General features: G+C 64.5%; 23 protein-coding genes. 12 read left to right on the top strand and 11 right to left on the bottom strand.

The features are described from left to right. Positions 1-28 precede the first annotated feature (28 nt). Positions 29-760: a TlyA family RNA methyltransferase gene (locus AQ619_RS09405; RefSeq protein ID WP_062146656.1), complete on the top strand. Its 732-nt coding sequence runs from the start codon at positions 29-31 to the stop codon at positions 758-760. 63 nt (positions 761-823) lie between these two features. On the opposite strand, the gene AQ619_RS09400 is transcribed toward AQ619_RS09405, so the two are convergent. Further along, positions 824-1,468 (bottom strand): hypothetical protein, encoded by a 645-nt coding sequence (locus tag AQ619_RS09400; RefSeq protein ID WP_236849440.1) that lies wholly within the window; start codon positions 1,466-1,468, stop codon positions 824-826. Between the two features lie 255 nt (positions 1,469-1,723). On the opposite strand from AQ619_RS09400, the gene AQ619_RS09395 reads away from it, so the two are divergent. From AQ619_RS09395 to AQ619_RS09385, 3 genes are read left to right on the top strand one after another with little or no spacing between them, the layout of a single operon-like run. Then, positions 1,724-2,956, top strand: coding sequence for a class I SAM-dependent RNA methyltransferase (locus AQ619_RS09395; protein ID WP_062146654.1), 1,233 nt, complete (start codon positions 1,724-1,726; stop codon positions 2,954-2,956). 7 nt (positions 2,957-2,963) lie between these two features. Next, positions 2,964-4,028, top strand: a complete 1,065-nt coding sequence (locus AQ619_RS09390) for a class I SAM-dependent methyltransferase (RefSeq protein ID WP_062146653.1) — start codon at positions 2,964-2,966, stop codon at positions 4,026-4,028. 58 nt (positions 4,029-4,086) lie between these two features. After that, positions 4,087-5,148, top strand: a complete 1,062-nt coding sequence (locus AQ619_RS09385) for an acyltransferase family protein (RefSeq protein WP_062146651.1) — start codon at positions 4,087-4,089, stop codon at positions 5,146-5,148. Here the strand turns inward: AQ619_RS09385 and AQ619_RS09380 are convergent. Further along, entirely contained in the window at positions 5,130-6,215 is a 1,086-nt protein-coding gene (locus tag AQ619_RS09380; RefSeq protein WP_062146649.1) for a PA0069 family radical SAM protein, read from the bottom strand. The genes AQ619_RS09385 and AQ619_RS09380 overlap by 19 nt on opposite strands. On the opposite strand from AQ619_RS09380, the gene AQ619_RS09375 reads away from it, so the two are divergent. Further along, positions 6,214-6,783, top strand: a complete 570-nt coding sequence (locus AQ619_RS09375; protein WP_084745888.1) for a glycosyltransferase — start codon at positions 6,214-6,216, stop codon at positions 6,781-6,783. The genes AQ619_RS09380 and AQ619_RS09375 overlap by 2 nt on opposite strands. A 1-nt stretch (position 6,784) precedes the next feature. Here the strand turns inward: AQ619_RS09375 and AQ619_RS09370 are convergent, their stop codons facing one another. Then, positions 6,785-8,344 carry a lytic transglycosylase domain-containing protein gene (locus AQ619_RS09370; protein ID WP_062146645.1) on the bottom strand — a complete coding sequence of 520 codons (1,560 nt, stop codon included), beginning with the start codon at positions 8,342-8,344 and terminating at the stop codon, positions 6,785-6,787. Between the two features lie 52 nt (positions 8,345-8,396). Next, on the bottom strand, positions 8,397-9,215 hold the full coding sequence (locus AQ619_RS09365) for a uracil-DNA glycosylase (RefSeq protein ID WP_062146643.1): 819 nt from the start codon (positions 9,213-9,215) through the stop codon (positions 8,397-8,399). A 166-nt stretch (positions 9,216-9,381) separates the two neighbouring features. Here AQ619_RS09365 and AQ619_RS09360 point away from each other — a divergent pair, with 166 nt between their 5' ends. From AQ619_RS09360 to AQ619_RS09350, 3 genes are all read left to right on the top strand, one after another. Next, positions 9,382-11,055 (top strand): electron transfer flavoprotein-ubiquinone oxidoreductase, encoded by a 1,674-nt coding sequence (locus AQ619_RS09360; RefSeq protein WP_062146641.1) that lies wholly within the window; start codon positions 9,382-9,384, stop codon positions 11,053-11,055. A gap of 123 nt (positions 11,056-11,178) precedes the next feature. Next, positions 11,179-12,903, top strand: a complete 1,725-nt coding sequence (locus tag AQ619_RS09355) for a tetratricopeptide repeat protein (protein WP_062146639.1) — start codon at positions 11,179-11,181, stop codon at positions 12,901-12,903. 43 nt (positions 12,904-12,946) lie between these two features. Further along, a complete protein-coding gene (locus tag AQ619_RS09350) occupies positions 12,947-13,831 on the top strand; it encodes a 4-(cytidine 5'-diphospho)-2-C-methyl-D-erythritol kinase (RefSeq protein ID WP_062146636.1) in 885 nt (294 codons plus the stop codon). Here AQ619_RS09350 and AQ619_RS09345 read toward each other — a convergent pair. Beyond that, positions 13,828-14,943 carry a glycosyltransferase family 4 protein gene (locus AQ619_RS09345; protein ID WP_062146634.1) on the bottom strand — a complete coding sequence of 372 codons (1,116 nt, stop codon included), beginning with the start codon at positions 14,941-14,943 and terminating at the stop codon, positions 13,828-13,830. The genes AQ619_RS09350 and AQ619_RS09345 overlap by 4 nt on opposite strands. 128 nt (positions 14,944-15,071) lie before the next feature. Between AQ619_RS09345 and AQ619_RS09340 the strand changes: the two genes are divergently transcribed. After that, a complete protein-coding gene (locus tag AQ619_RS09340; protein WP_062146632.1) occupies positions 15,072-15,704 on the top strand; it encodes a peptidylprolyl isomerase in 633 nt (210 codons plus the stop codon). A gap of 76 nt (positions 15,705-15,780) precedes the next feature. Here AQ619_RS09340 and AQ619_RS09335 read toward each other — a convergent pair whose 3' ends face one another. Then, positions 15,781-17,313 carry an ammonium transporter gene (locus AQ619_RS09335; protein WP_062146630.1) on the bottom strand — a complete coding sequence of 511 codons (1,533 nt, stop codon included), beginning with the start codon at positions 17,311-17,313 and terminating at the stop codon, positions 15,781-15,783. 28 nt (positions 17,314-17,341) lie between these two features. Beyond that, on the bottom strand, positions 17,342-17,680 hold the full coding sequence (locus AQ619_RS09330; RefSeq protein WP_062146628.1) for a P-II family nitrogen regulator: 339 nt from the start codon (positions 17,678-17,680) through the stop codon (positions 17,342-17,344). Between the two features lie 416 nt (positions 17,681-18,096). Between AQ619_RS09330 and AQ619_RS09325 the strand changes: the two genes are divergently transcribed. After that, entirely contained in the window at positions 18,097-18,501 is a 405-nt protein-coding gene (locus AQ619_RS09325) for a hypothetical protein (protein WP_062146626.1), read from the top strand. Between the two features lie 280 nt (positions 18,502-18,781). Here the strand turns inward: AQ619_RS09325 and AQ619_RS09320 are convergent, their stop codons facing one another. The 3 genes from AQ619_RS09320 to AQ619_RS09310 form a co-directional block, all read right to left on the bottom strand. Further along, the gene (locus AQ619_RS09320; RefSeq protein WP_084745886.1) at positions 18,782-20,506 is read right to left on the bottom strand and encodes an alpha/beta hydrolase; all 1,725 of its coding nucleotides are present in this window, start codon (positions 20,504-20,506) and stop codon (positions 18,782-18,784) included. A 135-nt stretch (positions 20,507-20,641) separates the two neighbouring features. After that, positions 20,642-20,929: a hypothetical protein gene (locus AQ619_RS19055; RefSeq protein ID WP_166504203.1), complete on the bottom strand. Its 288-nt coding sequence runs from the start codon at positions 20,927-20,929 to the stop codon at positions 20,642-20,644. A 621-nt stretch (positions 20,930-21,550) separates the two neighbouring features. After that, on the bottom strand, positions 21,551-21,907 hold the full coding sequence (locus AQ619_RS09310; protein WP_062146620.1) for a hypothetical protein: 357 nt from the start codon (positions 21,905-21,907) through the stop codon (positions 21,551-21,553). Between the two features lie 270 nt (positions 21,908-22,177). On the opposite strand from AQ619_RS09310, the gene AQ619_RS19050 reads away from it, so the two are divergent. Together AQ619_RS19050 and AQ619_RS09305 are read left to right on the top strand one after the other, a co-directional pair. Beyond that, positions 22,178-22,732 (top strand): hypothetical protein, encoded by a 555-nt coding sequence (locus AQ619_RS19050; RefSeq protein WP_166504202.1) that lies wholly within the window; start codon positions 22,178-22,180, stop codon positions 22,730-22,732. A gap of 67 nt (positions 22,733-22,799) precedes the next feature. Further along, complete coding sequence (locus AQ619_RS09305) at positions 22,800-23,543, top strand: hypothetical protein (protein ID WP_062146618.1); 744 nt, start codon at positions 22,800-22,802, stop codon at positions 23,541-23,543. Here the strand turns inward: AQ619_RS09305 and AQ619_RS09300 are convergent. After that, positions 23,540-25,222, bottom strand: coding sequence for a bifunctional helix-turn-helix transcriptional regulator/alpha/beta hydrolase (locus tag AQ619_RS09300; RefSeq protein ID WP_166504200.1), 1,683 nt, complete (start codon positions 25,220-25,222; stop codon positions 23,540-23,542). The genes AQ619_RS09305 and AQ619_RS09300 overlap by 4 nt on opposite strands. Between the last annotated feature and the right edge of the window lie 137 nt (positions 25,223-25,359).

The following is a 25,359-nucleotide window of genomic DNA, read 5'->3' as shown; positions in this document are numbered from 1 at the left end:
GACCGCAAGTCTGTGATAGAGCCGGCGGATGACCCGTCGACGTGTAGATGTTCTGATGATGGAGCGCGGCCTGTTTGACAGCCGCGCCAAGGCCCGTGAGGCCATTGAGGCCGGGCTCGTGCAGGCCGACGGCGTGCTGGTGCGCAAGCCCTCGGAAATGGTCGAAGAGCATGTATCGATCCGTGCTTCGGCCGCCCACCCCTGGGTCGGACGCGGGGCCCTGAAACTGGTCCATGCGCTGGATCTCTGGCCCATTGTCGTCGAGGGCAAGGTCGCTATCGACGTCGGGGCTTCCACCGGCGGCTTCACTGAGGTCCTGCTGTCGCGGGGGGCAGCCAAGGTCTATGCTGTGGATGTCGGCCGCGACCAACTTCACCACAGTCTGGTCGAGCACGAACGGGTCGTGGACCTCTCGGGGACGGATGCGCGACTCCTGGACAGCAGCTGGATCGCGGAGGATCCGGAACTCATCGTCAGTGACGTCAGCTTCATCTCGATGACCAAGGCCCTGCCGGCCGCCCTGGATCTGGCCGTTCCAGGCACGGATCTGATCGCCCTGATCAAGCCCCAGTTCGAGGCGGGGAGAGAACATGTCGGCAAGGGCGGGCTGGTCAAGGATCCGGAGACTATCGATCGCGTCCATCGCGAGATCATCAGCTTCCTCGAGGTGTCCGGCTGGACCGTCATGGGGCAGGCCGAGAGCCCAATCACCGGCGGTGACGGTCAGGTCGAAGGCCTGATCTGGGCGCGTCGCCAATAGCCAAACGGCCGCCCGCTAAAAGCGGACGGCCGTCTCTTGGCAGATTAACCGAGGGCTTGGTCTCTAGTCGACGACCTGGAACCGTCCGCTGGCGTCCGGGCAGACCCGAACGAAACGCTTCTGAACGCGGCCATCCGGCAGATAGATCGGGCTTTCGGCCAGGGTGCAGCCGTTGATGTCGGCCGAACGCTGATCAACCCGATAGGTGTCGGAGCTACGGCGATAGGCGTCGCGCTCCGCGTCCCGACGGGCGTCTTCATAACGCGGATCCTGGTACGAGCCTGTGTCATAGGAGCGGGCGTCGTAGGGCCGGGCGTCATAGCTGTTATCATAGCGGCTGTTGACGGTCGGCGGCGGCAGGCTCGTGCCGGAGCGGCAGGCCGCCGAGGTCTTGCCGATATTGGAGCCGATCACTGCGCCGAGCAGGCCGCCCAGGACGGCCCCTTCGGTCTTGGCGCCACGGCCGGCGATGCTCCCGCCAATGGCGGCACCAAGGCCTGCACCGGCCAGTCCGCCGCCGGTACCGCGCTGGGTCGTGCTGCGGCGGCAGGGGTCATAGTAGTAGCCGTTGCTGTCATAGCTGCTGTCACGATAGCCGGGCTGGCCATAGGACTGGGCGCTGGCAAGGGTCGGGGCCAGCGCGCCGGCGGTGACGGCGGCGAGGGCGGCGCAAAGAGCGATCTTCATGGTCGGCGTCCTGTTGGTCATGACCGGTATCTCAAACTGACAAATGGCAATTTTGGGGTGGCTCGGAACGACGCTCCGATGACCCTATGGCCCAACATGCCGGGATGAACATGAACGGACCTTGAGCGGGTCATTCATCTTCGTTCATGCCAAGCGACCCTTTTGCGGGTATGGACACCCTTGACGGGACCTCCGGGTTCCAGCGCCCCGGGCCGCCTTGGCCAAGGGCCTGATTGGTGGGGCTGTGCAGGCCCCGACCGCGAGATTGGATTTGGAATGCGTGAAGTGATCATCGACGCCGTCGGTGCCCAGGGCGACGGTATCGTCCGACAGGGCCCGGTGTTCGTCCCCCTGACCCTCCCGGGCGAACGCGTCACCGTCAAGATGGACGGATCGCGGGGCGAGTTGATCGACATTCTCGAACCGAGTCCCGACCGTATAGCGCCATCCTGCAGGCATTTCGGCGACTGCGGGGGCTGCACCAGCCAGCACTGGGCCCAGCAGCCCTATCTGGCGTGGAAGTCTGAGCTGGTCCGCGTCCAGCTCTCGCACGAGGGCCTGGAGACCGAGATCCTGCCGACCTTCGCCGCGCCTGCCGGATCGCGCCGGCGGGTGGCCCTGCATGCCCGGGGCGGCAAGGGCGGTGTGCGGCTGGGCTTCAAGGAGCGCCGGTCCTGGAATTTGGTGAAGATCGAGGACTGTCCGGTCGCTGATCCCCGCCTCGTTGCCGCCTTTCCGGCCCTGGCGCGACTGGCACAGCCCTTCCTGGAACACCCGAAATCGGCACCGACCCTGCATGTCACCCTGACGGCCACAGGGCTCGATATCGACATCACCGGCGTTGAGGCTAAGAGCGGGGGCCTGTCGGCCGATGCCCGCATGCTGGCGGCCATGGCGGCCAGTGACGGCGATTTTGCTCGCGTCACCCTGGCCGGTGAGGTCGTCTACATGGCCCGTCAGCCTCTGGTGAAGCTTGGTCCGGCCGTCGTCGCCCTGTCGCCGGGCAGTTTCCTGCAGGCGTCGCCCCAGGCTGAGAAGGCCATGGTCGCCTTTGCGGTCGAGGCCGCTCAGGGCGCTACGAAGATCGCGGATCTGTACTGCGGGGCAGGGACCTTCACGTTCCGGCTGGCCGAGATTGCTGCCGTCTATGCCGCCGATTCCGCTGCTCCCGCCGTCGCTGCCCTGAAGGCCGCGATCGGTGGTGCACCAGGCCTGAAGCCGATCGTTGCCGAGGCGCGTGATCTCGTCCGTCGACCTGTTCTGACCATGGAACTGGCCAAGACCGACGTAGTGGTGATCGATCCTCCGCGCGCGGGGGCCCTGGAGCAGACCGTCGAGATCGCCAACTCCAAGGTCTCCCGGGTGATCAGTGTCTCGTGCAATCCCGCGACCTTCGCCCGCGACGCCCGGCTCCTGGTCGATGCCGGGTTCAGGCTGGAAAAGGTGCTGCCAGTGGACCAGTTCGTCTGGTCACCCCATATTGAACTGGTCGGGATCTTCTCGCGATGAGGCAGCCATGGACGACCGAGCCATTGCACGACGTCAGCGGCGGGCCTTCGCGCTAGAGGCCGTTGGGCAAAGTGCCAGGGCCGCAGCCAAGGCCCTGTGGTGGACAGCCGCCGGTGGCCTGGCCCGCGCCCTGACCCAGCCGACGCGCGGCGAGGCTGCGCGCAACTTCCAGCCCGAGGGGCCGCCGGTATCCGGTGCCCGCCTGCGACAGGTCTATCTGGAAGCCTTTGAAAAGGACGCCCGGGATGTCGCCGCCGGCCTCTACCCGGCCCTGGAAGGGGCTTCGACCGGACCGGTAAAGTCGCTTATGCGGACCCTGGACTTTCTGGTCGATGCGCGTGCGGTCGATCAGCGTCGCCGGCGGGGCGATGGGGTCGAGGTCCGTTCGGAAACGACAGCGGGCACCTATCCGAATTACTATCGGCAGAACTTCCACTTCCAGTCGGGCGGCTGGTTTACCGCCGAAAGTGCCGAGCGCTATGACGCCCAGGTCGAGGCGCTGTTTGCCGGCACGGCCGCCGCCATGCGCCGCAGAGGACTGTCGCTCCTGGCCAAGCACTGGCGCGGCCGGGATCATCGCGACCTTCGGATCGTCGATGCAGCCTGTGGAGCCGGATCCTTCCTGCAGGATCTGAAGGCAACCTTCCCACGCGCGTCCCTGGCCGGACTCGACCTGTCGCCGGCCTATCTGGACCGGGCCCGGGCACGCTCGGGCATCGGCATGGTCCAGGCCAATGCCGAGTCCATGCCCTTCGCTGACGGGTCTCTGGATGCCGTGAGCTGTGTCTACCTGTTTCATGAACTGCCACCGCGGGTACGGCCTGTCGTGGCCGCCGCCATCGCCCGGGTGCTCAAGCCCGGCGGTGTTCTGGTCTTTGTCGATTCGGTGCAGCCGAAGGATGAGCCCGATCTGTCACGCCTGCTGGAGGCCTTTCCGGTCTATTTTCACGAGCCCTACTATTCGACCTACGCCCAGACCGACCTTGCCGCCCTGTTCAGCGGTGTGGGCCTGCGTGTGATTGCGGAGGATCGGGCATTCCTGACCAAGGCCCTGTTGCTGCAGAAGGCCTGAGGCTGGACGGGCGGTTCCCGGCGCGGCACTAAGCGTCCCGTTACCGGGGGTAAGCATATTGGGGCCAGGAATCGAAGTCGGGCGGCGCTATGAGGCCCTGGACGGACTGCGCGGCCTCGCGGCGGTGGGGGTGCTTCTCTACCATCTGGGGGGCTGGACCTATCGTCCCTGGCTGATGGCCCATGGCTATCTGGCGGTGGACTTTTTCTTCTGCCTCAGTGGTTTCGTCCTGGCCCATGCCTATGGGACGCGAGACATCAGCTGGCCCAGTTTCATGCGGGCACGCCTGATCCGGGTCTGGCCCCTGATCGCCCTGTCCATGGTTGCAGGGGCCCTGGTGATGATCGGACACCGGGATGGCATCATAGCCTGCCTGCTGATGGGCCTGCTGGTCCTGCCCCGGATCTGGGTCGGGGATGAGGACAGTTTCTCGCCGCTGTTTCCCCTGAACCCGCCCGCCTGGTCGCTGTTTCTTGAACTGCTGGCCAGCGCCCTTTGGTTCCCGGCGCGTCGCCTCTCCACGCTATGGCTGGTGCTGGTCATCGTCGTTTCCGGCGGTGTGCTGATCGGCATTGCCTATGGCATGGGCGGGGTTCAGACCGGCTGGGATCGAGCGACCTACTGGATCGGTGTCATCCGGACGATCTTCCCCTTCGCTCTGGGCTGGGCCTGCTATCGGATTCAGCCCTATCTCCGGATCGGAGCACCGGTCTGGCTGCTGGCCCTGGTGTTGCTGGCGGTCCTGGCCATGCCACCGTTGGACTATACGGCGACCTATGACCTGGTCTGCGTTGCTATCGTCTTTCCCCTGATCGTGCTGCTGGGCCATCGCGATCCCCAGGGGCGAAGGGGGGCGCTCTGTCGGGTCAGCGGCGAGATCTCCTATCCGCTCTATGCCCTGCACTGGGTGCTCTGGGAGTTGCTGCTGCGCGCCTTCCGCGCCCTGGGTGGCAAGGGCTATCCGGAGGGCTTCGTCGCCCTGGCCGTGGTCCTGATCCTTGCCGGGGCCTGGGTGGCGCTGCGCACCTACGACATGCCGGTACGCCGCTGGATGAAGCTGCGGGCCCGGGTCGGCGTAGCTCAGGCCGATGGAGCCAGGGTTCAGAACAGGGTCAGCTGATCGCCGGCCCTGGCGGGAACCTTGAAAGACCCGACATCCATCCGCTGGGACGGCGCATCGAGGCCAGATTTCCGTCTGGCGATCAGGAAGCGCTGGTTCATCACTTCCGCCACCGGGCCTTCCCCGGTCATGCGCTGGCCCCATTCAGAATTGTTGACCGCACCCCCGCGCATCTGGCGGACCAGGGACATGACCCGTTTGGCACGGTCCGGGTGATCGGTACGAAGCCAGTGCTGGAAGAGATCGCCGATCTCGAGCGGCAAACGCAGGGCGACATAGCCCGCGGAGGTGGCACCGGCCTCGGCGGCCCGCTGCAGCACGGCCTCCATTTCATGATCGTTCAGCGAGGGAATGGACGGGGCGAACATGACTGTGACCGGGACGCCCGCAGCCGCCAGTTGCCGGATCGCGTCGATGCGGCGCTCAGGTGTGGCCGCGCGCGGTTCCATGCTGCGGGCCAGTTTGCGGTCAAGGGTGGTTACCGAGACGGCTGCGCGGACGAGGCCTGCCTTGCCCAAGGGGCCAAGAACATCCAGGTCGCGCGTGATCAGGGCCGACTTGGTAATGATCGTAAAAGGGTGGCTGAAACGCGCCAGGGTCTCGATCACCGCCCGCGTGACCCGCAGGGATTTTTCCTGCGGCTGGTAGGGATCGGTGTCGCCGCCGATATGGATGACCTGAGGTTTATAGCCGGGCTTAGAAAGCTCCCGTTCCAGCAGCCGTCCTGCCTCGGGCTTGAAGAACAGGCGGGACTCGAAATCCAGTCCGGGCGAAAGCCCCAGATAGGCATGGGCGGGGCGGGCATAGCAGTAGATGCAGCCATGTTCGCAGCCGCGATAGGGATTGATCGACGCGTTGAAGCCGATGTCTGGGCTGTCATTTCGGGCGATGATGGTCCTGGACTTCATCGGCTGGATGATTGTGGTCAGGGGCCGCGCGGCTTCGTCCGCTTCGGTCCAGCCGTCATCGAAGGATTCCGAACGATAGGTCTCGAAGCGCCCCGTCGCGTTTGAGCGGGCACCACGGCCACGCAGGGCGACACGATTCAGATGGGCGGGCGTGGCCATGGCCAAAGTCTATCGTCATTTTGGGAACATAACAAGAACGAGGCTTGACCTCATCACTCGGGACCCTGAAGCAGGCTACATGATCACCGTCGTCATTCCGACCCGCGACAGCGCCCGTCTCATTGGTCCATGCCTGACGAGTCTTGTGGCTGCTGCTGTGGATGGGCTGGTGCGTGAGGTTGTCCTGGCCGATGGCGGTTCGACCGATGGCACGCTCGAAATTGCCGAGGACTGTGGGGCACGGGTCGTGTCAGCCGCGGATGGTCTCGGCCTGGGGCTTGCAGAGGCCTGTGACCGTCCGCGTGGCGAATGGCTGATGCTTTTGGAGCCTAACGCCCTGCTGCCCGAGGGATGGCGTCAGGTGGTGGAGAAACAGGTCAATGCCGGTTGGGACCGGGCGGTCAGCCTTGGCCGGCCGGGAGTCAGCTGGTTTCGTCGACCGTTCACGCCACCGCAGGGCTTGCTGCTGTCGGCGCGGCTCTATCAGGCCAGGGGCGGCTTTCGTTCCGGAGATCGGGACTTCGCCCGTCTGATCAAGGCGGTTGGCGCGCGTCGCCTGAACTGGTGACCTAAAGGTCCAGACGGATATCGATCTCGCGGGCCCCCAGGGCGACGGCATCCAGGGTGCGTGTCTCGGCACCCATCAGGCGTCGATAGGTCCAGTAGGACGCGACGACCTTTTCGACATAGTTGCGGGTCTCGACGGCCGGCAGGCTTTCGATCAGCAGCAGACTGTCGCAATCCGCGCCAAGCTGGGCCTGGGTCTTCAGCAGGGTGCCGGGGCCGCCATTATAGGCCGCCACGGCGCGCAGCATGTCGTTGCTCTGCAGTCCGCGATCCATAAGCCAGGTGAAATAGTCCTGGCCGACCCGCAGATTGAAAGCCGGGTCAAAGAGCGGGGTATTGTCTTCGAGCAGCTTGTCGTCGCCCGCAGCTCGTGCGGCAGCGATGGGCATGAGCTGCATCAGTCCGACAGCGCCGGCCCCGGACACCGCTGTGGGGTCAAAGCGGCTTTCCTGACGCACTAGGGCATAGACCATCGCCTTGTGGATCGTGAACCCGCCCTTGGGTTCCAGCGGGGGCAGGGGATAGTCGTCCGAGCCCAGGCGGGCGACAGGGCGACCGGCATTGAGCGGCGCACGGGCGTTGAGGGCCAGGGTCAGGCTCATCCAGTCACCCCGGGCCTTCTCGGTCTCCGCCAGGGAGAGACCCGCTCTCAGTTCCTGGCCGGCCTCGGTCCAGCGGCCGATCTGGGCCAGGCCCGCAGCGCGTCGGGCACGATCGTCGGCAGCCAGCAGCCGGTTCAAGGACGCAACATCGGGCCCGTCATAGCTGAAGCGGCTGATCAGGGCGGCGATCGGGTCATCGGGGTCGTTCGGCAGAGCTACGCCGGCCAGGGTCAGCTGGCGGGCCGCGATCATGCCGTAAAAGGTATTGGGCGAGCGGGCCGCTTCGATCAGGGCGTCGCGGGCATCGCTCGTGCGGCCGGCGGCCGTGGCAGCGCGCGCCGCCCAGAACGCGCCGGCGGAGCGGAGCCAGTCATCCTGGCTTTCATCACGGGCCACCTGGTCGAAATAGTCCTGGGCCCTGTCATTCTGGCCAAGCCGGTAGGAGGCCAGGCCCGCAATCCAGCGTTCGCCACTGATCTGGGCCAGGGCCAGGGCCTTGGTGATGTCGCCCGAATAATAGGCCTCCCTTGCCCCCCTGGCCTTGTCGGCGGGCGGCGGGCCCTTGTCTGAGGCCACAAACAGGGCCGGCGGGCGGGGCGCGGCTGCCTTGGCCGGCTTGCGCTTGACGGCCAGGGTATAGACCTTGTCGGCCCCGGCTTCGTCGCCATAGGCCTTCAGCCAGGCCGTCAGGTCGTCAAAGTCTGCGGTATGTGCCGTAGGATGCATGAGCTTGGCATAGGCCAGGCGGCCCTCAAGGCTCTTGTTGCGGGTATTGGCGAAGGCTGCTTCGGCGGCGTCGAAATCGCCGCGTTCCGTGGCCGAAAAAGCCGCGCGGTAATAGCGGACGTCATCCTTGGACAGGGGCTCAAGGCTGGAGGCTCGCACGCTGACGGCAGCGCACAGGCAAAACAGGAGGGCCGAGACAACGGCCAGAGGTCGAGCGATGCGCTGCAATGCCATTCGCGCGTCCCCGAAGGTGGCGCGTCCCCGTTCCGACTGGTCGCCGAGAGTCCTAGTTTGGACGGGCCGGGCGATCAAGTCTTTCGGACAGGGTCAGCAGATCCTGCCAGGCTTTCTTCTTGGCGGCGGGCTGCCGGATCAGGAATGCCGGGTGAAGGGTTGGCAGGGCTGGCAACTCCCGATTGCCGTCCGCGGAGGTCCATTCGAACCATCGGCCGCGCAGGGTGAGAATCCCGTCATCGCGCCGGAGCAGCGCCTTGGCGGAGGCACCGCCGACCAGGAGCAGCATTCTGGGATTCACCAGCGCGATGGCGCGCTCCAGGAACGGCGCGCAAATGGCCTGCTCCTGCGGGGTAGGGGTGCGGTTGCCCGGCGGGCGCCAGAAGACGGTGTTGGTGATGAAAACCCGGTCTGTCAGGCCGGCCGCCTTGAGCATCCGGTCGAGCAGTTGGCCGGCGCGACCGACGAAGGGCTGGCCTTGGGCGTCCTCATCGGGGCCGGGGCATTCGCCAATGATCATCAGGGGCGCGTCGGCCGGGCCGCGGGACACTACGGCCTGCCTGGCACCCTGGGTCTTGAGGGGGCAACCGTCAAAGGCGGAGATTGCGGCGGCGAGCGCGTCCAGATCCTGACAGGCCGCAGCTGCCGCCTGGGCCTCGGCAATGGCTTCTGAAACCTTGGTCGAGGAACTGGCCACCATGACGGGGCGGGGTGCGACAGCGGCGGGGCCGGGCTGGCTGCGGGCCCGCAACAGGGCCGCGCCTTCGGCAAGGCGGTCGATCGGCACCTCTGAATAGGTGGCGTCGACGCCCGCATCCGCCCAGAAGGCGAGCAGGCTTTCGACGGCGCGAGGATCGACGGCGGGGCTCATCTTCCCATCCTTAGCGCGATCTTTGTCGGCTCTCCACGCTGCGACGCAACAATTCGCACCGCTTTCTCCTTGACCATCGCCGCGTCACGTTCGGATAAGGTCAGACTCAACAGCAAGAAACACGGGTCCCATTCCAGAATCTGCCGGGCCCGGGGCGGGAGATCCCATGAGCGAAGTCCTCGAACGCGAGTCGATGGAATACGACGTCGTCATCGTCGGCGGCGGCCCCGCCGGCCTGTCGGCCGCCATTCGCCTCAAACAGCTTGCCGCCGAAGCGGGCACCGAAGTGTCGGTCGCCTTGCTGGAGAAGGGGTCCGAAGTCGGGGCGCATATCCTGTCGGGCGCCGTGATTGATCCCAAGGCGCTGACCGAACTCTTCCCGAACTGGCGTGAGGATGACGCGCCGCTGGAAACTCCGGTCACCAAGGACCGTTTCCTGATCCTGGGCCCGCAGGGCGAGCTCTCCCTGCCGATGTTTGCCCTGCCGCCCTTCATGCACAATGACGGCTGCTACATTGCCTCCCTGGGTAATCTGACCCGCTGGCTCGCGGGCAAGGCCGAGGAACTCGGCGTCGAGATCTATCCGGGCTTCGCCGCCTCGGACATGGTCTGGAACGATGACGGCTCCCTGAAGGGTGTCGTGGTCGGTGTCGTCGGGATCGGCAAGGACGGCCATCACAAGCCCGACTACCAGCCCGGTATGGAGCTGCACGGCAAGTACGTCTTCATCGCCGAGGGCGTGCGGGGTTCACTGGCCAAGCAACTGATCGCCAAGTTCGACCTGTCGGCCGGCAAGTCGCCGCAGAAGTACGGCATCGGCATCAAGGAGCTTTGGCAGGTTCCGCCCGAGAAGCACCAGCCCGGCCTGGCCGAGCACACCACCGGCTGGCCGCTGGACGACAAGACCGGCGGTGGCAGCTTCATGTACCACTTCGGCGATAACTACGTGTCGATCGGCTATGTGGTGCACCTGAACTACAAGAACCCGTGGCTGTCGCCGTTCGACGAGTTCCAGCGCTTCAAGCACCATCCGTCCGTCAAGCCGCACCTGGAAGGCGGCCGCCGCATTTCCTACGGCGCGCGGGCCATTACCGAGGGCGGCTACCAGTCGATCCCGAAGCTGACCTTCCCGGGCGGCGCGCTGATCGGCTGCTCGGCCGGCTTCGTCAATGTGCCCCGCATCAAGGGCAGCCATAACGCCATGAAGACCGGCATGCTGGCCGCCGAACAGGCCTTCAAGGCCCTTGCTGCCGGCCGCGCCAGCGACGAGCTGGTCGAATACCAGACCGCCTTTGAAAAGAGCTGGGTCGCCAAGGAACTCAAGGTCGTTCGCAACGCCAAGCCGTTGCTGGGCAAGCTGGGCACCTTCCTGGGCGGGGCCGTCGGCATGTTCGACATGTGGGTCACCCATCTGACGGGCGGCTTCTCGTTCTTCGGCACGATGAAGCACGACAAGACCGATGCCGCCTCGACGGGCCTGGCCAAGGACTTCAAGCCGATCGTCTATCCCAAGCCCGACGGCGTCATCAGCTTCGACAAGCTGTCCTCGGTCTTCCTGTCGGCGACCAACCACGAGGAAGATCAGCCCGCCCACCTGACCCTGAAGGATCCATCGATCCCGATCTCGGTGAACCTGCCCAAGTATGGCGAGCCGGCGCGGCTCTACTGCCCGGCGGGCGTCTATGAGGTGCTGTACAACGAGCAGGGCACCGACCCGCGCTTCCAGATCAACGCCCAGAACTGCGTCCACTGCAAAACCTGCGACATCAAGGATCCGTCGCAGAACATCGTCTGGACCACGCCTGAAGGCGGTGGCGGCCCCAACTATCCCAACATGTGATGCCAGGGCCTCCCGGTCGTTCTGATCAGGAGGCCTGTTTCCGGGCCGGTTGAGGGCGCAGTCTCTTCTCCTCCCGTGCGTCGCAGGCTTGCGGCGCGCGTCGAAACCCAACAGGGTGCCTGGATGAACTTCAGAATTCTTCTCGCGACAGCGTCACTGCTAGCCCTGACCGCCTGCGCGGCGACCCCGAACGTTGCCCTGCGCGGGCCGGTATCCGGCAGCTATTCGTTCTTTGATGCCCGTACCGCCTATGGCCAGTTCCTGGCCGGCCAGGCGGCGCTTCGCGACGGCCGCACCAGCCAGGCGGCTGACTATTTCGGTGTTGCCGGGGTTTTGAGCGACAATCCCGGTGTCGTCAGTGAGCGGACCTTTACGGCCCTCCTGCTGTCGGGAGAGGTCGCCCGGGCTGCTCAGGTCGCACCGCGTGGCGAAGATGTGAGCGAGGCGGTCAAGCGTTTGGCCTCGCTGACCCGCGTCGTGGACCTGCTGGCGTCAGGCAAGGGGAAGGAGGCCCAGACGCTTCTGAAGGCCGAGCCGATCGCGTTTCCCCATCGCCAGGCTGCAGCTCTGCTGGGTCCCTGGGTGGCTGCCGCGGCCGGCGATGCCGAGGGCGCGGCCGTTCAGCCAAGCCTGCAGAATGATCGCCTCGTGCAGTATTTCGGCCAGTTGGGTCAGGCGCGGCTGTTCGAGCGTGCCCGGCGCTATGACGAGGCCGAGACCGACTACAAGGCCCTGACATCGTCATCGACAACCGCCGGCATCTTCGTTCTGGATCACGGAGCCTTTCTCGAGCGGCGAAAGCGGCATGCTGATGCCATAGCCCTCTATGACCAGGCCCTGGCCGCCGACCCGACGGATGCCGGTCTGCAGCAGGCCCGGGCGCGAGCTGTCGCCCGTAGCGCCGCGCCACCCCTTACGACCCTTCGGCAGGGCGCGGCCCAGACTCTGGTGGCCTGCGCAGCGACCTTCGCGGGCGAGCGGCAGAGCCAGTTCGCCCTGGCCTATCTGCGTCTGGCCCTGCGGCTGGACCCTGAACGGGAGGACGCCTGGCTGCTGCTCGGCGACCTGCTGAACCAGGCTGGTGATCATGCCGGGGCCGTTGAAGCCTACGGCCATATTGCCCCTGGTTCGCTCCAGTCTGCGGTCGCCCGGAGCAAGTTGGCCTGGACCTATCAGCAGGCCGGTGACAAGACGCGGGCCCTGGATGTGGCGCGCCAGGCGGTTCAGGCCGCACCAGACGACCGCGCTGCCCAGATCGCGCTCGCCGATCTTTTGCGGGCCAACGAACGGTGGGACGAGTCGGTCCAGGTTCTGGACCCCCTGATCGCTCGGGAGGCCGAGAGCCCGGACTGGCGGGTGCTGTATCTGCGCGGCATCGCTCTGGAACGGGCCGGCCGCTGGACGGAAGCTGAGCGGGACCTGGGCGCTGCCCTGAAGCTCAATCCGGATGAGCCGGAGTTGCTGAATTTTCTGGGATATTCCTGGATCGATCGCAATCAGCGACTGCAGGAGGCCCTGGTCATGGTCCAGAAGGCCGTGGAGGCGAGGCCGCAGTCCGGGGCCATGCTCGATTCCCTGGGCTGGGCCTATTACCGTCTGGGCGATTACAGGCTGGCCGTTGAAAAGCTTGAACAGGCAGTCGAGATGGAGCCGGGCGATCCGGACGTGAATGGTCACCTTGGAGATGCCTACTGGCGCGCGGGCCGACAGATAGAAGCCCAGTTTCAGTGGCAGCGGGTGCTCAGCCTCGAACCGGATGCCCGCCAGAAGGCCGAGGCTGAAGCCCGCCTTAAGGATGGACTGGGTCCGGTCGGACCGGCTGCGTCATCGACCATCGCCCATAACTGAGCTATCGCACGGGCACTATCCGAGTTCGACTTGAGGGCACTCCATGCGCCTTTCCGCCTTTGCTCCGGCCAAGGTCAATCTGTTCCTGCACGTCGGCGGTCCGGATGCCGAGGGCTATCATCCGATCTCGAGCCTGATGGTCTTTGCTGACCTTGGCGATGAGGTGTCCTTGCAGGCTAGTGACGCCCCTGGCTTCGAAACGACGGGTCCCTTTGGTGCAGCCATTCCTGCGGGTGAGGACAATCTGGTCCTGAGGGCGGCGCGCGTTTTTCATGCCGCAGCGGCGGGGCCCTTGCCGCCTTTCCGATTGATGCTCGACAAGCGCCTGCCGATCGCAGCCGGCCTTGGTGGTGGTTCGAGCGATGCCGGGGCCGCCCTGCGCCTGTTGCGGGACGCACTGATCCCGCAATGCTCTGACGCGGCTCTTGAAGCGATGGCGGCCAGCCTTGGAGCCGACGGCGCGGCCTGTCTCTGGGGGCGACCGGTCATGGCCGAGGGGCGAGGCGAGCGTCTGACAGCTGCGCCGGGCTTGCCGCCTCTGAATGCCGTTCTGGTCAATCCGCTGGTGCCATCACCGACGGGTGCGGTCTATCGCGCCTATGATGCCGCCATCGCGCCGGCAGGGGAGGCAAGGCCCTGGATGCCAGAGGCCTTTGAGAGCGCCGAGGAAGTTGCCGCGTGGCTGGTCGCTGCGACCCGCAATGACCTCGAAGCCCCGGCAATCGCGCTCGAGCCCCTGATCGGTGAGGTTCTGGAGGTTCTGCGGGACGAGCCCGAGACCCTGATGGCCCGGATGTCCGGATCGGGTGCGACCTGCTTTGCCCTCTGCGTCAGCGATATCGAAGCCGAGGGCCTCGCCGAGAGGCTGGAGACTCTGCGGCCCGGCTGGTGGATCAGGCGCTGTCGGCTGGGAGGGGGGCTGTCCTAGGGACGCTGGTTGGCCGAGACTGGAGCCAGTTCCTGGATCAAGGCGGACCACTGCTCAGCGCGACGATTCCAGTCACACTGGGTCCGGAACCAGGCCATCTGGTCGTCGATGAATTGCCCGTAGGCCGCGGGATCCTGCCGGGCGCGCTGGACTTCCTGGACGATGTTGCGGGCAAAGGCTCCAGACCAGCCGGATCGGGAGTTTGTCAGGGGCGCGAGCCGCCCGAACCGTCCGGAGGTTTCGCGCAGGGCCCCGATGTCCGAACCCACCAGCATGCACCCCGCCGCTGCGCCCTCCATCATCACGATACAGGACGTCTCAATAAAGGTTGTCGGATAGGCCCAGATGTCGGCCGATAGCATCTCTTCGGCCAGCCTCGATTGCGAGATCCCGCCGACATAGTCGATGCCGGGGAGGCTGCGGGCCACTTCGTAATAGACCGAGAATTCGTCGTTCTCTGGCCGTATCTGGTACATCGCCTGGTCGGAAAAGATCTTCAGACGCACGTTGGGCAGGGCCTTCCGGATGGTCGGGAACGACATCAGGAGGAAGTCGAGACCGCGGCCCGGGGCGCTGGCATAGAACAGGACCGGATCCTCGCCGCGCTCGACGAAGCTGGGCGCTGTTCGCAGGGTACGCGCCAGGGTCGGGTTTATCGCATTGCCGATAACCTCGCCGGTCATGCCCCATTTGCTGGCGAAAGTGTCGCGCTGATAGGCGCTGACAAAGATGGTCGAGGTCCAGGCCGCACGCTCGTCCGGCTCAGCAAATGGTGCCGCACCATTGCTGCCGACAGCCTTGTGCTGCCAGTTGAGCAGGGGCGCAGTGACGCCCGCCTGCCGCAGGCGAGCCGCGATCGGTGTCGTCAGCACGATGACGGCGTCATGATCGTTCAGCTCGGCAGCGGCGGTTCCAAAATCGAAACCCGCGCACCGCACGCCCATCACCAAGGCCTCGGGCGCGCCAGGGGACAGCAGGCTGACCTTGTGGCCTTGGGCCGCCAAGGCACTCGACAGAAAACAGGCCGCCGACTGCGTGCCGCCCAGCGGCTGCAGAAAGGGAGTCTCCGGCGTGTAGGTCAGGCCTGAGGTATCAATAAATGCGATCTTCACGGCAATCCCGGGTGGCGTTCATCAAGCGTGTGCAAGGTGCATGCGATAGGCCTTTCCGATTGGCAATCCACTTGCCAGCAAAAAGGAATGCTGGTCGGTTCCGTGATTGCCTGCCCTGAGGAGTGTCCATGCATCGCCGCGATCTGATCGCCATAGCCCTGACCCTGGTCGCCGCACCGGCCCTGGCCCAAGGCCCGCAGGTCGCCGCACCGACCGCGCCTGCGACCGTCCGGGTCAATCTGGAGACGGGGCAGGGCGTGATCGTCATCGAGCTCTATGTCGACAAGGCCCCGATCACGACGGCTAACGTCCTGCGCTATGTCGACCAGAAGCGCTATGACGGTGCCACCTTCTTCCGGGCGTCACGATCACCTGGACCGGTTGATTACGGCCTGATCCAGGGCGGGTTGCAGGGTGATCCGGCGCGGGTTCTGAAGCCCATTGCCCACGAGCCCACGACCCAGACCGGCATCAAGCACACCGATGGCGTCGTCTCGATCGCTCGCAATGCCCCGGGCACTGCAACCTCTGATTTTTTCATCTGCGTGGGTGATGCGCCCTATCTGGATGCCGATCCGGCCGCCCCGGGCGACAATGCGGGCTTCGCCGCGTTCGGCAAGGTCGTCGAAGGCATGGACGTGGTCCATAAGATCATCAACCTGCCGACACCGGGCGTGGCGGTGAACCCGGTCATGAAGGGGCAGATCCTGGAACCGGCCGTGCCGATCCTCAAAGCCCGCCGGATCCCCGTGGCCCCCTGATCGTCTGGCCTGGCAGATAAAAGAAAGGGCGCGGAGCCAGGCCCCGCGCCCTTCGCCTTTTCAGCTGGACCGAAGCCTAGCTGTGATAGGCGCGCTCGCCGTGTTCGGCGATGTCCAGACCTTCTTCTTCAGCGTCCGGCGCAGCGCGGAGACCGATGATGAGCTTGATCGCGAAGAAGACGATGGCCGAGGCGATGGCCGACCAGAGAACCGTCACACCCACGGCCTTGGCCTGGATCAGCAGCTGGGCGATCGGCTCGTACGAGGCCAGAGCATCGCAGGTCGAGATGTCGCCGTCCTTGGCACAGGTGGTGTAGTCGACGATGCCGGCGCCGCCCCAGGCGGGGTTGACCAGCAGGCCAGTAGCCAAGGCACCGACGATGCCGCCGACGCCGTGAATGCCGAAGGCGTCCAGGCTGTCGTCATACTTCAGCGCGTTCTTCACGACCGAGCAGAAGAAGATGCAGAGCGGCGAGACCACCAGACCCAGGATCACCGCGCCCATCGGACCGGCGAAACCGGCGGCCGGGGTGACGGCGACCAGGCCGGCGACCACGCCCGAAGCCAGACCGAGGGCCGAAGGCTTCTTGCGGGTGACCCATTCCACCAGGATCCAGGACAGACCGGCGGCGGCGGTGGCGACGAAGGTGTTGATCATCGCCAGCGAGGCGTAGCCGTTGGATTCTAGGTTGGAGCCAGCGTTGAAGCCGAACCAGCCCACCCACAGCAGACCGGCACCCACGAGGGTCAGGGTCAGGGAGTGCGGCGGCATAGGCTCTTTTCCGTAGCCCTGACGCTTGCCCAGGATGATGGCACCGACCAGAGCCGCGATACCGGCGTTGATGTGGACCACGGTGCCGCCGGCGAAGTCGAGGGCACCGAAGCTCCAGATCAGGCCCGCCTTGACGGGGGCGGTCGGATCACCGGCGATGGCGTCCGGACCAGGCCACCACCAGACCATGTGGGCGATCGGATAGTAGGACAGCAGCGGCCACAGCACCGCGAAGGCGACGATGGCCGCGAACTTCATGCGCTCGACCAGCGAACCGATGACCAGAGCGGCGGTGATGGCAGCGAAGGTCGCCTGGAACGAGATGAAGGTCAGTTCCGGGATCACGACGCCGGTGGAGAACGTCGCGACATTGCTCGCCGGGGTCACATCCTTCAGGAACAGCCGGCTCAGGCCGCCGACATAGCTGTCCCAGCTGCCGCCGTCGGTGAAGGCGAAGCTGTAGCCCCACAGCACCCAGGCGACGAAGCCGATGATGGCGACGGTCGAGACCTGCATCATCACCGACAGCATGTTCTTGGAGCGAACCAGGCCGCCGTAGAACAGGGCCAGACCGGGCAGGATCATCAGCAGGACCAGAACCGTCGAGGTCAGCATCCAGGCATTGTCGCCCTTGTCAGGGGTGGGTGCCGCGGCCGCAGGCGCAGCTTCAGCAGGCGCGGCTGCCGGAGCGGCTTCTGGTGCAGGGGCGGCCTCGGCTGGCGCCGCTGCGGCTGCCGCAGGCGCGGCCTCCTGGGCGAAGGCCACGGCCCCCATCGGGGCTCCGGCCAGTGTCGCGGCGAGCATAAGCCCCGCCAGCGGTTTGAAGGTCAATTTCATCGTCGGTTATCCCCTGTTCCCGATGGCACTAAAGAGCGGCCGGGCCGGTTTCACCGGTCCGGATGCGCACGGCGTCTTCAACGTTCAGAACGAAGATCTTGCCGTCGCCGATCTTGCCTGTGGCGGCCGCAGCCTTCACGGCCTCGACCGCCTTGGCCGCAGACGCATCGTCCACGACCGCTTCCAGTTTCACCTTGGGAACGAAGTTCACTTGGTACTCCGCGCCCCGGTAGATTTCGGTCTGGCCCTTCTGGCGGCCGTAACCCTTGACTTCCGACACCGTCAGCCCCTCGACGCCAGCGGCGACAAGCGCCTCACGGACCTCGTCGAGCTTGAAAGGTTTGACGACCGCTATGATCAGTTTCATCCGCCTTGCTCCGGCCCGCCGATATTGCGGGCTCCCCTTGCTTGGTTACCGGGCTCATTGGCCCGGATGATCACCGCCGACGCTGCCCTGACGCGCTGCATCGTTTTCCCCGGCGTGCTTCAAGCTATCGGTCGGGGTCGGTCAGGGGCGGTCGCGCGGCAAGGTTTGGGAAAGGAATTGGGTGCGCCGCACAAAAAGCAGGCAATCGACCGTCCGGGTGCGTCAAAAAATGGCGGTTCGTCGGGTTCGGCTGCGGGGGGCGGGCAGCGTGACCCTGCCGGTTGGACGGCTTCTCCGCCCATCACCGGCTCGCCCGCCGCGACCCGACGTGCTCGCCGGGGTCACGAGGCTGTGAGGGCGGGCAACCGACGGCGGTTCCGGGCGTAGTTCAGGCCTGGAACACGAGGAGATCCTTGATGACGACGTCCCGTCTGTTAGCCACCGCTGCCGCCACGGCCCTGTTGTCAGGCGCTGCCCTGGCCCAGACCACCGACATGAGCCTCGATGCCCCCGTTGAGCCAATCGTTCAGCGGGTGGCACCCTTTCAGTCGGTCAACCCTGTGATCCTTCCGGCCGAAATCGTCCCGCCGGGGATGGTAGCGCCGGGTCCGGAGCTGCCGCCGTCGGCCTCCATGCTGGGAACCGACACCGCCGGCGTCGTGCCGATGTCGTCGCAGTCACCGGAGGTCCAGGCGACTTTGAAGGCCGGCGATCCGAACGTGGTTTCCAATGCGCCCATCGCCGATACGCCAGCGAACCGAGCCCTGTTTGGCAAGCCCCTGTCTAATGCGGGCAAGGGTTCGGCCCCAAGGGGCAATTAACCATTTGGCGAGTACGTCAGCATCGTTTGAAGCACCGTTCGGCGGACCCTACGGAACGCCGGCCCCATGAGGAAATAGGGATAAAGTTAGGAGCGTTGCATTGGATAATTCATTGTATAGGTGAGGGTTTTAGCGGCTGAGTGAGCGGCGGTGCAAAGCCTGAGTAGGCTCATTTGTGAATTCTCTTCAGGGTCGCTTTTCAGCCGGAGACGCTAAGCGCAACGGCACGCGCCGTGCAGCCCGTCGCTCGCCCATATCTTCCTCTTTTGTGGGAGAGTCCTCACCGGCCCCGGCTCTTTCTGCCGGGGTCGATGCCCTTCAGCAAATCCAACACCCGGCGAAGGCGCTCGGCCTCTGCGCCGGCGGCACGGACCAGAGCGCGCTGAACCTTGGCCTGGGCGGTCGCGACCGAGCCAGTCGTCCGGATCAGGGTCGTTGCCTGGCGGAAATCGCTCTCCGGGCAGCCGGCCGCGAACCGCCAGAGCGACTTGGACGCGTCGTTGCTTAGGACACACCGCTGCTCTGGCGCGAGACTGAGCCAGATCACGGCCCGGAAGTCATCCAATGCCGTGCCAGAAAAGTCGTCATGGCCCAACAGGCCACCGCTGGCGGCTGTGGTGTCTATCGTTTGCAGACCGCTGAGGAGCAGAGGGACATGAGCATCTCCTGCCCGCGGCATGTTGTTGATACGACTCGACAGGGCCAGGGCCTTGTCGCGCCCGGAGGCATAGACCGTGGTCCGGCGGGCGACCTGACGGATTGTAGGCCAGACGGCTTTGAATTCGTCGACGCCGACATCGGGGGCCGCGAATACCACCTCGCCGAAAACCTGTTTCGCCCCCCCAGCGGCCAACGTGTTCAGTGCCCGTATGAGATAGCGATTACCCATGGAGTGGGCCACGACATTGACCCGCGTCGCGCCGGTGCGGGCGGCAACGTCGGCGAGGAACTGCGCCAGTTCGGCGATACGGGTTGAATCCTCGGCCGTGGCTGCGTCGGACATGTAGCCCATCAGCGATGACTTCGAGGGCCAGGAATAGAGAATGGGCGCGCCGTCCAGGCCCAAGTCGACCGCAAGCTGCGCCGTGCGCTCGGCGCCGTTCTCAAAACTCATATTGAAGCCGTGGATGAAGACCAACACTTCGCGCAGACGGGACTTGGACATGCGGCCGGTCACGTTGTCTAAGAATTGCTGGCGGGTTCCGTATCGCTCCACACGATTGAGGACGAAATGCCGGGCCGGATCAGGCCGAAACTCGAATGCCCAGGCCTGGGGAGTCGGCAACTCTCCGGGGGAACGATCCCGCGGTACACTGACCACTGCCTTGCCATAAGAGATCTGACCCGGCTGCCCCCCGTAGAAGGCGGTGGGGAGTTTCGAACCAGTGGCCTTTCGAGTGGTCGCGTAGAAGACGTCCACCAGGGTGAAGGCGCTCTCGACGGGAGCCGCACTGGCGACGCCCCCTCGCGGCGCTGCTGCGCCTGCCGCACTCCCGTTCAGCGGGGCAATCCAGCCAGCATGGCGCCAATCGGCGGGAAAGCCGGAAAGAATGGCGCGCACCCGTAAATCACGACCCAACTCGGCGCGGTCTTCCTCAGAGACACCTGCTGCTTCGAGAGCGCCCAGGGCGATGCTCAGCTGGCGAAGAGCCTCACGGCGATTGGTGTCGAAAATCAGGTGGGCATAGGCGCGGCGCACCTCAACCGCATCAGTGTCGCCGTCATCGACACCTTCGAGCGCCTTGGCATAGGCCGTCGCGGCCTCGGCTGGCCGGCTCGCCCGCAGCAGGGCTTCGCCAAGGCCCGCATAGATCGAGCGCCCCGTTTCTGCATCCAGGCTGACCGAAAGTTGTGGATCATGCAGCGCCGCGACGAGGGCTACAGCATCCCCTGTGTCGAAGGCGCGGATTGCGTCTTGCAAAGGCGTCGCTGCGGCGGCCGCGACCCCGCACCCCAGCGCAGTACCCCACGCGATCAAGGCCAGCGTTGTGATGCGCAAAACCATCTCGGGTCCTCGGGTGAATAGCGGCTATGCTATAGATGGCAAAATGGGGGTATCGTATGTTTAGGCGTTGGATTTTCAGTTCGGTTTTATATTGCAATTTCAAAGTTAAATACTACGGCGCGGGCATCACGCTCATCAGCCGTGACGCCTGAATTCGGTACGACACGACCCGATGAACGGCGCGCCGTCGGCTGATCCGAAGGCCACCTGATCAAAGATCAGGCCTCCATCGGCCGTCAATGCCACCCGTCCTTCCCAACGCCCATTGCCCGGCAGGCTGTTACCGCCCTCGACCTTCAACACGATCCTTGCCGTGGCCGGGTCGTAGGCGTAGTGGCCCCAGTAGTCCTTGTAGCTCTCGAACGGCTGCCAGGTGACACTGAAGCGCCCGGCGTCGTCGAAGGACAGTTCGCCTACGTTCACAGGCACCGCCCCTGTTTCGGTCTGGCATCCACGCACTTCGATCTGACTGTAGAAGCCAACGAGTGAGACTTCATTAGCCTCAGCCACCCTAAATGAAGTCTCGACCGGCGTGGTCAGGCCGCGCACTCGAACCGATAGCGTCACCACCCGTCCGGGTACGGCCCCACGCCGAACCAGGAGCGTCAAATTGTTGGCGATGAACCTCCCTGATCGAGGGTCTGACACTTTCCAGTGCGTCAAGCACACACCGGGAATGCGCTCGACCACGCCGGGTCTGGCCGACTGTGTGACCGAGACCCGCAAAGAAGTGCCGGGGCGAGCGGGTTTGCGCTCAAGGCCCAGACTGTGCCCGCCGGAAGCGTAGGGCGCGCATCTGGCCGCCTTCCAGTCTGCGGCGTGCGCGATCGTCGGCATCGAGAAGGACACCAATCCCGCCGCCATCACGAGGGAAAGAAGCCGACGGAGTATCATCATGTTGGCCCGGCCTTTCAGCGCACTACTGGTCCATGCAGCTCAGAGTGTGTCGATGTGAAAACACCATTCGTTCCGCCCATGACATCGACTGAGGATCCTAGGACATACAGGGATCGAACGCGGCCGGTGCTGATCGCCGGCTCAGCTCTATCGCTGAGACGCTTCGGCAGGGTGCCAGTCCGGCGGTGCATACTCGCCTGTGCAGGTGGCTGTGGCTTTACACACGCGCTCCTGGGTCCTGGCTTTGAGAGGGCCGCTTTCCACGACGGAACAACTGACCTCTCCAAGTGTGTAGCCGTCGCGGGCCAGTGCCATCTGGCAATTGCCGCGAGCCTTTTTGTCCAAGGTCTGCCTTAGCGACAACTCACTGGCAACACTCGCAAATCCGTCGGCCTTGAGTTGAAATACACGCTGAACCTCAGCGGCGTATGACGCAGAAAGGACCGCTCCCGACGCCAGCAGACCAAGGGCCAAAAAGCCCATCCGGCCAGGGATGATTTTCATGTGTTCAGCACCCTCCAGGGGGCCGCAACCAGGGCTAACATGACCACGGCGCGCGGCTTTCATCCGCCAGTTTTCGCCAGGGTCGATCCGGCTGGTAGCCCCATTTGTAGGGCTACCGGCATTGGGGAACTTTCCGTCAGCTCAGATACCCCGGGACTTTTGCCCGTGTGGGGATACCTGATGTGACGTGAAACTGTGTCCGGCCCCTACATTTGGGGATGACCACCCATTTGGCCCTGCCGCACAAACAAGGCCCCCGGAGGTGAGCTCATGATCAGCTTCTTATGCCGCCTTGCGCGGGCAGCCTCGCCGATCTTTGCAGAGCGCGGGAGCCTGAAGGCACCGTCCAAAGTCTTGCAACATGCCTATGCTGGCGGGATCGCTATAGCATTGGTATGGGCAAGCGTAGCCAGCGCACAAATTGATACGGCCGGCGCCAAGCTGAAGGAACGCGGCGTCATATTCGATGTCGATGATCATGAAAACATACGCGCGGCATTCAAAACATCGACGAAAGGTCGCGGGCAGCAAGTTTTTATAAATAGAGAAACAAAGCCATTATTGGGGATCAATATTCGCACGATATGGTCCCCTGTAGCTCAAATCGGTAATGACAAATTGGGCGGTCCATCGGCGCTACGATTGCTGGAAAACAACGGTGGGGCATCGCTTGGTTATTGGGCAATTTTGGACAATTATCTCTGTTTCATCGTCAAGATAGATGACAGCATCGATGCTGAAACTCTCCATTTTTTGATGGTCAATGTTGGCGAGGTCGCTGACAAGAAACAGATGGAGATTAGCGGTGAGCGCGATGAATTCTGATACCGGACCCCACCGTCAGCTCGACCGCAGTGAATGGCGTGCATGGCTGCTAGGGCCGTGCCTTGTCTTGAGCCTTTCGCTGCAAGCCGTCGCAGAGCCTCGCGTCGCCCAGACAATCCGAGCGCCCTACGCGCCCGAGGGCTACACACTTCAGCTCACTGAGGACTGTGAAATTGTCTCCAGGGGTGGTGCGCCGGACGCCTACCTGCGCTGCGCGCCCGGACTGGGGTGGCGGCTTCAGGATACGGCGGGCGGACTGATCTACCCAAAGGCAGGATATCTGCCCTCAGACACCGAGTGGGCGTTCGCCGGCGATCAGGCCGTGGCCTTTGCGAGCAACCGGGGTGTAACGCTGGTCAAGCTACCATCGGGCAGTGCCCAAGTAACGGAGTTCAGTGCGCTTGTGCCCCTGCACCTGGACGGAGCAGATGTCTCGGCTGTGCTCTGGAAGCGATCATATGTCGGTGCACCTTCGATCGCAGCTCCCCTGCTGAGCGATGGGAGCGTCGGCCCGCAAATGGGCGACAAGGCAATTGCCAGTGTGGACCTGACCTCGGAACGGCGGTGCCGTGAGGCCATGGCCGTTGCCCTTATAGGCGCAGAACAGCTTCCAAACCGGAAGTGGTCGAAGATCGTGCGGGAACCCTCCGAGGCACCCGGTCAGGCATGGACTTGCGACAGTCTGTCTTCGGTTCGGTTTGCTGGCCGCTCATCAGACGGCCGCTGGTGGGCATTGGACCCTTTGACGTTCAAGGCGCTTTCAGCCGAGGGCTTTGACCACGTGGCCCAGGCCTTGGCGGCCGTGAACTAAGATAGTCTCCCCAGTTCTGAAACCAGCCGCTCAGGATGAGAATAGGAAATGAAACGCCCCGCATCGCTGACCTTCACAAGGCGCGCGTCGGGCAGGACCTCATTCCAGTAAGCAAGGTTTTCGTCGGCATCGTGCATGAAATCGGTCTGGCCAATGACGAGTGTGATGCTTGATGTTCCCGGGATGGTCGGCGGCTTTCCCATGGTCGCTTGGAACACCTGCTCGCGAACAAAGCCGTCGATCCTGCCCTTTCGGAATGGAAGGAGCTTCCGATAGAAATCCATCATCAGGGCAGGGTCGCTCATCGCCGCACGGTCAGAGGGACTTTTCGCGGTCCAATCGCGCATGAATGATGAGACGCGCTCAAAGCTGGCGAGCGCGCCCAGAATCCTGACCACGGATGCGACCGCCCAAGGTCGCCGAGCGAACTGCCTCTTCAGTTCGCTGAGCATCCCGCCCGGAGCCGAGCCGTACGCAGAATCCGGCTCGGGTGCGTCTATGACAATCCCCTCGATCAAATCAGGTTTTGCACGATAGAGGGCCAGCGCGACGTGGACGGGCCCATGCGCAATGACCGAAATCTGGCTCCAGCGCATTTCCTCGCAGATCAGGGCGATGTCCTCCACGCAGACATCAAGATAAGCCTGTCCATGGCAGTGCTGAGGTGGCGGGTCGGTGTCCCCGTAGCCTGGGCGATCATTGGAGATCGGACGATAGCCACTGGCTTGCAGGGCACTGACCAGAGAGCGGTCGACACCCCGGCAGTTCATCGTGTTGTGCAGAACCAGGATCGGCTTGCCGCCCCTCGGGCCATAGTCACTGACAGCGATACGGCGCCCATCGCTGTCGGTTAGAATCAGGCTGCGGCTTGGCGGCGGCGGATGGGGTTCCGACGGCCCGTTGTGGGACCGGGTCACGATCGCCAAGCCCCGCAGATCGGCAAAAATCCGGGCAAGCCCCGTTGCGTTCGTTACGCCAGTCGCCGCGTAGACTGCGGCCAGCTCCTTTTTGGCGACTGCATCGGATACGCCGAGGGTCAGGGCGGCCGCGATGCGGCTGGATCCATCGGCAATCAAGCCGGCCAGCTGACGCTGACGTTCGGATAACGAAAACAACTCGGCGGCAGGGTGATCACTTTCACCGCTTGAGTCCGCGCCGACGGATCCCACTCCCGCCCAGGTGATCAGTCGTGGCAGGTTAGGTGCCCACACCGTGGCGCGCGCCTCGCTCAGATATCCCCGCGCCGTATTGAAGCTGACGCCCGCAGCGGCGGCGGCATCCTTGACGTCACAGTTTTCATAAAGCGCGACCAGAACTCGCATCACCGCCGGCGACAGACCGAAGGCCTCTCCGAATGCGTAGATCCGTCGCTGCACACCCAGCTGCGAAAGACGGCAAACGGCGACAGCGTTCTTTGAGGCGGAGGCCGACACCGCCAGGTCGCGCACCTGCCAGGTCCGAGCCTGTTCGAGCGAACCCACGGCGACCACGACAGCTGCGCCGCCACCGCTGTCGACGACCTCATAAGATGTGACACCCGGACTTGTGCGGGCCAACTCGACAAGGTTCGCGCGATCCAAAGGCCTGATCGCGGCCAGGAATCCGTCGTCATCATCGAGGATCGAACCGTCCGAGAGCAAAAGGCCGATCTGGGTGAGAGCTGCCGAAACGGTCGTCATCCGCGAAGCCAGGCGGCTGCTGACAAGCAATGCCGCAGGCGCTCTCCAAGCATTCGATCTTGCATCGGGAAGGACAAGTCGTCTGGATGGCGATCAGGCCACCAGCGCCCGGCACACAAGGCATCCGCCCCTGGCAC

Source organism: Caulobacter henricii, from assembly GCF_001414055.1.
GTDB lineage: Bacteria > Pseudomonadota > Alphaproteobacteria > Caulobacterales > Caulobacteraceae > Caulobacter > Caulobacter henricii.
The sequence above is the reverse complement of the archived record's forward strand: the minus strand, read 5'-3'. Positions and strand labels throughout refer to the sequence as shown.